Origin of the sequence: Burkholderia sp. BCC0398 (assembly GCF_902833245.1) — a bacterium.
GTDB lineage: Bacteria > Pseudomonadota > Gammaproteobacteria > Burkholderiales > Burkholderiaceae > Burkholderia > Burkholderia sola.
In genome coordinates this window covers 1-7,248 of the sequence record NZ_CADFEM010000038.1, presented here as the reverse complement: position 1 = coordinate 7,248, position 7,248 = coordinate 1, and the positions used below count along the sequence as shown (strand labels likewise).

Genomic DNA, 7,248 nt, shown 5'->3' with positions numbered 1-7,248 from the left:
TCGTCCCATCGCCATGCTGACGTCTCCCGTTCCGTTGACGTCAACATGCTACGTGAACATAGACCGGTTAACAACGGAACAGGACACTAGGCATACTGCTTCCCTGCTCCATCACCGTGTCAATGCGCAGCCTTCCGATACAGCGCAACGTACCCCGCGAGCATCAGCAGCAGCGATCCGCTGACGCGGTTCAGCCACTTTTCCCCGGCCGCCTTCCATACGCGGACCGAATGCACGCCCAGCAGCGCGTAACCGGTCATGCCGATCGCGTCGATCGCGACGATCGTCGCCGCGAGAATCGCGTACTGCGGCGCGATCGCGTGCGACCGGTCGACGAACTGCGGCAGCAGCGCCGACATGAACAGGTAGTACTTCGGGTTGCTCATCGCGACGAAAAAGCTCTTCAGAAACGCGCTCCGGCGATCGGGCGTCGCAGGCACGCACGGCTGCGCAGCCGCGGCCCCGCCGCTCGATATCAGCATCCGGATGCCGACATACGCGAGCCACGCCGCGCCGAGCAGCTTCAGCGTCACGAACGCCGTTTCCGACGCGTCGAGCAGCACGCCGAGGCCGAACCCGACCAGCGCAACGAGCACGACGTCGGCGGTGACCGCGCCGAGCATACCGACCATCGCGTGACGCAGCCCGTAGCGCGAACCGTTGCTCATCGCGAGCAACACCGTCGGGCCGGGCGTCGCGACACCGACGGACAGGATCAGCGCAAAGGCGAGCAAGGCGGAGAGCGACATGGTGTGGCGTTCCTTTTGAAGAGTGCGATGCGGACGGGCGGCATGGAACCGATCGACCCGACAGACCGCAATCGGCACGCACGGTTTGTTACGACGAATGCGGACTTCGCATGATCGCATGTTCGTCCCGACGCCCGCTCGGCGGTTGTGCGCCGTCGCCGGTGAACGGCCCGCGGTTATCTCAAATAGTGGACTGATTCCTCCGTAAACGACAATGATTCTCGTTTACGTTAGACTCCGCCGCTCGATAAAAGCACGTCCGCGACAGTACGGACGCGTCACGCCGCCCGGATTCCGACTTGCCGCCCTGGGACGGATCATCGACCACACCGATTTGCGTCCCATGTCGACATTTTCGTTACCCGCCCGGCGTCTCACGCCGATTGCCTTCGGCATTGCGCTCGCCTGCGCCTTCCCGGCCGCCGCACACGCTCAGCAAGCGACTTCCGCCGCCAACACCGCGCCCGATGGCGCCGTGCTGCCGTCGATCAACGTGACCGGCGCGGCCGAGCCGCTGCCGGGCGATCTCGCGCCGACCTACGCCGGCGGCCAGGTCGCGCGCGGCGCGGATTTCGGCGTGCTCGGCCAGCAAAAGGCGAGCGACGTGCCGTTCAGCATGACCACCTACACGTCGAAACTGATCGAGGACCAGCAGGCGCGCACGCTCGCCGACGTGCTCGACAACGATCCGGCCGTGCGCAGCGCATCCGGCTACGGCAACTTCTCGCAGGTGTTCGTCATCCGCGGGTTCGCGCTCGCCGGCGACGACGTGTCGCTCAACGGCCTGTACGGCGTCACGCCGCGGCAGCTCGTCCAAACCGATGCGGTCGAGCGCGTCGACGTGTTCAAGGGCGCGAATGCTTTCCTGAACGGGGCATCGCCGAACGGCTCGGCAGTCGGCGGCGGCGTGAACCTCCAGCTGAAGCGCGCGGACGACAAGCCGCTCACGCGCGTCACCGTCGACGGCGCCACGTCCGGTTCGCTCGGCACGCATGTCGACATCGGCCGCCGCTTCGGCAGCGAAGGCCAGTTCGGCGTACGCGTGAACCAGTCGATCAGCGGCGGCGACACGGCCGTCGACGACGAGCGCCGCCGCGGCAACGTGACGGCGGTGTCGCTCGACTGGCGCGGCGACAGGCTGCGCCTGTCAGGGGACTTCCTGTATCAGCGGCAGCGGATCGACAACGGCCGCCCGATCGTGCTGGTCAGCGGCAATCAGTTGCCCGCCGTGCCGTCCGCGACGCACAACTATGCGCAGCCGTGGAGCTTCAGCGAACTCGAGGACACGGTCGGCATCGTGCGCGCCGAGTACGACTTCCTGCCCGCGTGGACGGCCTACGTATCGGCCGGCGCGCGCCATACGAACGAGCACGGCGACTACTACACGCCGACCTACTCGTCGTCCGGCACGACCGGCTCGCGCCTGAGCGTGCCGCACAAGGAAGATGCGCAGTCGGCCGAAGCCGGCGTGCGCGGCCGCTTCACGACCGGCCCCGTGTCGCACTTCGTGACGGCCGGCGCGTCGTTCATCCGCGTCGACAGCCAGTCCGCGTACACGCTGTCGAACGCGTTTCCGACGACGCTCTACGATCCGGCGCCGGTCGCGTTCCCGCCGACGGCCTACGCAGGCGGCGACATGAACGATCCGGGCACGGTCACGAAGAGCTGGCTGCGCAGCGTCGCGGTGTCCGATACGCTCGGCTTCCTCGACGATCGTGTGCTGTTCACGATCGGCGCACGCCGCCAGTCGATTTCGGTCGACAATTTCAGCTACACGGGCGCGGTCACGGGCGTCTACAGCGACGCGATCACGACGCCGGTATTCGGTCTCGTCGTGAAGCCGTGGCGCAACGTGTCGATCTTCGCGAACCGCAGCGAAGCGCTCGCCCAGGGCGAGATCGCACCGAACACCGCACGCAACGCTGGCCAGGCGCTGTCGCCGTACCGCTCGAAGCAATATGAAGCCGGCATCCGGTACGACACCGACAAGGTCGGCGCGTCGCTCGCGCTGTTCCAGATCGAGAAGCCGATGGCGTACACCGATCCGGCGACGAACCTGTTCGGCGCCGACGGCACCCAGCGCCACCGCGGCATCGAGACGGCCGTGTACGGCGAACCGTGGAAAGGCGTGCGGCTGATCGCGGGCGCGACGTACCTCAACGCGACGCTGCAGGACACGGCGGGCGGCGCGAACGACGGCCACCGGCCGATCGGCGTGCCGTCGTTCCTGCTCAACGCGGGCGCCGAATACGACGTACCGATGCTGAACGGGCTTACGCTGACCGCGCGCTGGATCCACACCGGGCCGCAGTACCTGGACGTCGCGAACACGATGTCGATCCACGCGTGGGACCGCGTCGACCTCGGCGCCCGTTACGCGACGGAGGTGTTCGGCAAGAAGACGACGTTCCGCGCGACCGTTCGCAACGTCGCGAACAAGTCGTACTGGTCGTCGACGATCGGCGGATACCTGACGCAGGGCGATCCGCGCTCGGTGTGGCTGTCGATGACGACGGATTTCTGACGAACGCCGAAGGGAGTGGCGGGCTGCCGCCAGAGTTTGCTATACTCTCGGTCTTCCGGAGAGATGGATGAGTGGTTTAAGTCGCACGCCTGGAAAGCGTGTATAGGTTAATCGCCTATCGGGGGTTCGAATCCCCCTCTCTCCGCCAGGATTCAAATGCCCGCGCCAGCGGGCATTTTCGTTTCCGGAGAGAAGCAAGCCGACAATTCGGCTTGCGCGGGGGATTCGAAGGGATTCGCTTGCAAGCGAATCCGCGGCCCGCGCTTGTGTGGGCGAATCCCCCTCTCTCCGCCAGAATCCATGAAGCCCCCTGATTTCCCGAGAAATCAGGGGGCTTTTCATTTGGGCGTCGACACGCGATGCCTCATCGGCCCCCCTCACGGATGCCGAATGTAATCCACCAACGCCCGCGTATACTCATCCGGCCGCTTGTCACACAAACTCACCACGATCGCCACCGCGAACCCCGCCGGCACACCGAACACGCCTGAGCTGATCGGCTCGATCCCGAACCACGTACGCCCGGCGAACCCCGTCAGCTGCGTGAAGAACGGATAAGTCGACACGATGTAATACACGCACACCGCCAACCCCGTCACCATCCCGGCAATCGCGCCACGCGTCGTCGTGCGCTTCCAGAACACGCCCAGCACCAGCGCCGGAAAGAAGCTCGACGCCGCCAGCGAAAATGCCGCCCCGACGAGAAACAGAATTTTCCCGGTATTGAGCGACGCGACATACGACGCGAACAGCGCCACCCCCAGCAGCAGCACCTTCGAGATCGTCACGCGCCGCTGGCTCGACGCATCGGGCGCGACCATGCAGTAATAGACATCGTGCGACAGCGCGTTCGCGATCGTCAGCAACAACCCGTCCGCAGTCGACAGCGCCGCGGCCAGCGCACCGGCCGCGATCAGCCCCGACACGACATACGGCAGCCCCGCGATCTCCGGCGCGGCCAGCACGACCATGTCCGGCTGCATCTGGATTTCCGACCAGTGCACGATACCGTCGCGAATCACCTCGACGACGCTGATCAGGTCGGGTTCGAAGTGATGCCACTGCGTGATCCAGGCCGGCAATTCGGCGAACGGTCGCCCGACGAGATTCGCGAGGATCTCGTACTTGATCAGCACCGCGAGCACCGGCACGCTCAGGTAGAACAGCGCGATGAAGAACAGCGTCCAGCCGACCGACCGCCGCGCCGACGCGACCGACGTGGTCGTGTTGTAGCGCGTCAGGATGTGCGGCAGGCTCGCGGTGCCGAGCGACAGGCACAGCAGCAGCGCGAGGAAGTTCCGCTCGCGCGGCTTGCGTTCGTCCTCGCTCGCGGCCGGAAACGGCTCGTGCATCGGCACGGGCGGTTCGGCACGCGCCAGCAGGTCGTCACGCGCCTGCGTCCACGCCACGCGCGCCGCCGCCGGATCGCGCGGAAAATCGGCCAACTCGCGCTCGCGCCGGCTGATCTCGCGCAGCGGCCCGTTATGGCGCCGCAGATCCGCAAGCTGGTCGACGAGATGCCGGCGCGCATCCGCATAGGACGCCGGCAACCGGTCGAGCCGCGTCTGGATAGCCGTGGCCTGCCGGCGGTATGCATCGCGCACCTGCTGCTCGTCGCGCGCGTCGCGCACCTGCGCCTCGCGCGCCGCGACGCGCTCCATCAGCTTGCCGTAATTGAACTGCGGCACCGGGCCGAGCCCGTTCTTCATCGCGATCAGCGATACCGGAATCAGGATCGCGCTGATCAGGATGATGTACTGCGCGACCTGGGTCCACGTGACCGCGCGCATCCCGCCGAGAAACGAGCACACGAGAATGCCCGCGAGCCCGCAGAAGATACCGATCGCGAAATCGACGCCGATGAAGCGCGTCGCGATCAGGCCGATCCCCTGGATCTGCGCAACCAGGTACACGAACGAACACAGGATCGCCGCGCCGGCCGCGAGCGCGCGCACGGCCGTGCTCGAGAAGCGCGTGCCGAGAAAATCGGGAATCGTGTAGCGCGCGAGCTTGCGCACATACGGCGCGAGCAGGAACGCGACGAGGCAGAACCCGCCGGTCCAGCCCATCACGTACGCGAGCGCGTCGTAACCGGTGGCATAGAGCGAGCCGGCCAGCCCGATGAATGACGCGGCCGACAGCCAGTCGGCCGCCGTCGCCATCCCGTTGAACGCGGACGGCACGCGCCGCCCGGCCACGTAGTACTCGACCAGATCGGACGTGCGCGACAACAACCCGATCACCGCATACACGGCGATCGGCACGAACAGGAACACGTAGCCGATCCACACGCCCGAGCCCGTCGCGCGCTCGATCCGCCACATCAGCAGCACGAAGCCGAGAAATCCGAGCGTGTAGAGCGCGTATGCGCGTATCAGTCGACGCGTCAGCATGAATCAGCGCCCGCCGTTCGCGTGGCCGGCGCGCGCCGCATGCTCGTCGTACGCGCGGCGCAGCGTGCGGTCCGCGCGTTGCATCAACCCGATGTAGACGACGAGCAGCACGAGATACACGAGAATCGCGCCCTGCGCGCCGACATAGAACGGCAGGCTGAAGCCGGCGAAGCGAATCCCGGCGAGTGCGGGCCCGAAGAACGGCACGATGAACGACACCGCGAAGCCGATCACCATCAGCACCGCGATCAGTGCGACGTTGAAGCGCCAATAGCGCGCATGCGCACGCGCGAGCGGTACGGGAACGGGAGGTGGCGCGGCAGGCGCCGAACGGGTCGGAACGGTCATGCCGTTATGTAGCAAAAAGCCCCTGCGCGGGCAATCGGGATTGCCGCGCAGGGGCTCACGCGCGTGACGCGCAACCGGCAGGCGTTCAGCGCACTTCGGTGAGCTGCTCGAGGATGGCCGGATTCTCGAGCGTGGACGTATCCTGCGTGATCGCCTCGCCCTTCGCGAGCGAGCGCAGCAGGCGCCGCATGATCTTGCCCGAGCGCGTCTTCGGCAGGTTGTCGCCGAAGCGGATGTCCTTCGGCTTCGCGATCGGCCCGATCTGCTTGCCGACCCAGTCGCGCAGCGTCTTCGCGAGCGCCGCCGCTTCGTCGCCTTCCGGGCGCGAACGCTTCAGCACCACGAACGCCACGACCGCCTCGCCCGTCGTATCGTCCGGACGGCCGACCACCGCCGCTTCGGCAACCAGTTCATGCGATACGAGCGCCGACTCGATCTCCATCGTGCCGAGCCGGTGGCCCGACACGTTCAGCACGTCGTCGATCCGGCCCATGATCGTGAAGTAGCCGGTCTCCTTGTCGCGCACGGTGCCGTCGCCGGCCAGATAGAGCGTGCCGCCGAGCTCTTCCGGGTAATAGCTCTTCTTGAAGCGCTCCGGGTCGCCCCAGATCGTCCGGATCATCGCGGGCCACGGCCGCTTGACGACGAGAATCCCGCCTTGCCCGTTCGGCACGTCCTGGCCCGTCTCGTCGACCACCGCGGCCATGATGCCCGGCAGCGGCAGCGTGCACGAACCCGGCACGGTCGGCGTCGCGCCCGGCAGCGGCGTGATCATGTGGCCGCCGGTTTCGGTCTGCCACCACGTGTCGACGATCGGGCAGCGCTCGTGGCCGACGTGCTTGTGGTACCACATCCACGCTTCCGGATTGATCGGCTCGCCGACCGTGCCGATGATGCGCAGGCTCGACAGGTCATAGCTCTTCGGGTGGACCTTGTCGTCGGCCTCGGCCGCCTTGATCAGCGAACGGATCGCGGTCGGCGCGGTGTAGAACACCGTGACCTTGTGATCGCCGATCATCTTCCAGAAGCGGCCGGCGTCCGGATACGTCGGCACGCCCTCGAACACGACCTGCGTGCCGCCGCATGCGAGCGGGCCGTAGGTGATGTACGTGTGGCCCGTGACCCAGCCGATGTCGGCCGTACACCAGAACACGTCGTCGGGTTTCCAGTCGAAGGTCCACTTCATCGTCTGCGCGGCCCACAGCAGGTAGCCGCCCGTGCTGTGCTGCACGCC

At 66.7% G+C, this 7,248-nt stretch carries 5 protein-coding genes and 1 tRNA gene; 2 read left to right on the top strand and 4 right to left on the bottom strand.

The genetic code is table 11. The features are described 5' to 3' along the window. Positions 1-119: 119 nt before the first annotated feature. Positions 120-749, bottom strand: a complete 630-nt coding sequence (locus tag HWX76_RS36325; protein ID WP_050018005.1) for a LysE family translocator — start codon at positions 747-749, stop codon at positions 120-122. 343 nt (positions 750-1,092) lie between these two features. Between HWX76_RS36325 and HWX76_RS36320 the strand changes: the two genes are divergently transcribed. Together HWX76_RS36320 and HWX76_RS36315 are read left to right on the top strand one after the other, a co-directional pair. Further along, on the top strand, positions 1,093-3,273 hold the full coding sequence (locus HWX76_RS36320; RefSeq protein ID WP_050018006.1) for a TonB-dependent siderophore receptor: 2,181 nt from the start codon (positions 1,093-1,095) through the stop codon (positions 3,271-3,273). Positions 3,274-3,330: 57 nt separating this feature from the next. Further along, positions 3,331-3,421 (top strand) — tRNA-Ser (locus HWX76_RS36315). Between the two features lie 229 nt (positions 3,422-3,650). Here HWX76_RS36315 and HWX76_RS36310 read toward each other — a convergent pair. The 3 genes from HWX76_RS36310 to HWX76_RS36300 form a co-directional block, all read right to left on the bottom strand. Then, on the bottom strand, positions 3,651-5,666 hold the full coding sequence (locus HWX76_RS36310; protein WP_050018007.1) for a sodium:solute symporter family protein: 2,016 nt from the start codon (positions 5,664-5,666) through the stop codon (positions 3,651-3,653). Between the two features lie 3 nt (positions 5,667-5,669). After that, positions 5,670-6,014 (bottom strand): sodium/substrate symporter small subunit, encoded by a 345-nt coding sequence (locus HWX76_RS36305; RefSeq protein ID WP_124557749.1) that lies wholly within the window; start codon positions 6,012-6,014, stop codon positions 5,670-5,672. Positions 6,015-6,099: 85 nt separating this feature from the next. Continuing rightward, the coding region (locus HWX76_RS36300) for an AMP-binding protein (RefSeq protein WP_176017101.1) at positions 6,100-7,248 on the bottom strand (1,149 nt) is incomplete at its 5' end.

Bases quoted from the DNA above. Each gene is read 5' to 3' on its own strand.
- HWX76_RS36325 (WP_050018005.1), bottom strand. From the start codon at position 749: ATGTCGCTCTCCGCCTTGCTCGCCTTTGCGCTGATCCTGTCCGTCGGT.
- HWX76_RS36305 (WP_124557749.1), bottom strand. From the start codon at position 6,014: ATGACCGTTCCGACCCGTTCGGCGCCTGCCGCGCCACCTCCCGTTCCC.
- HWX76_RS36320 (WP_050018006.1), top strand. From the start codon at position 1,093: ATGTCGACATTTTCGTTACCCGCCCGGCGTCTCACGCCGATTGCCTTC.
- HWX76_RS36310 (WP_050018007.1), bottom strand. From the start codon at position 5,666: ATGCTGACGCGTCGACTGATACGCGCATACGCGCTCTACACGCTCGGA.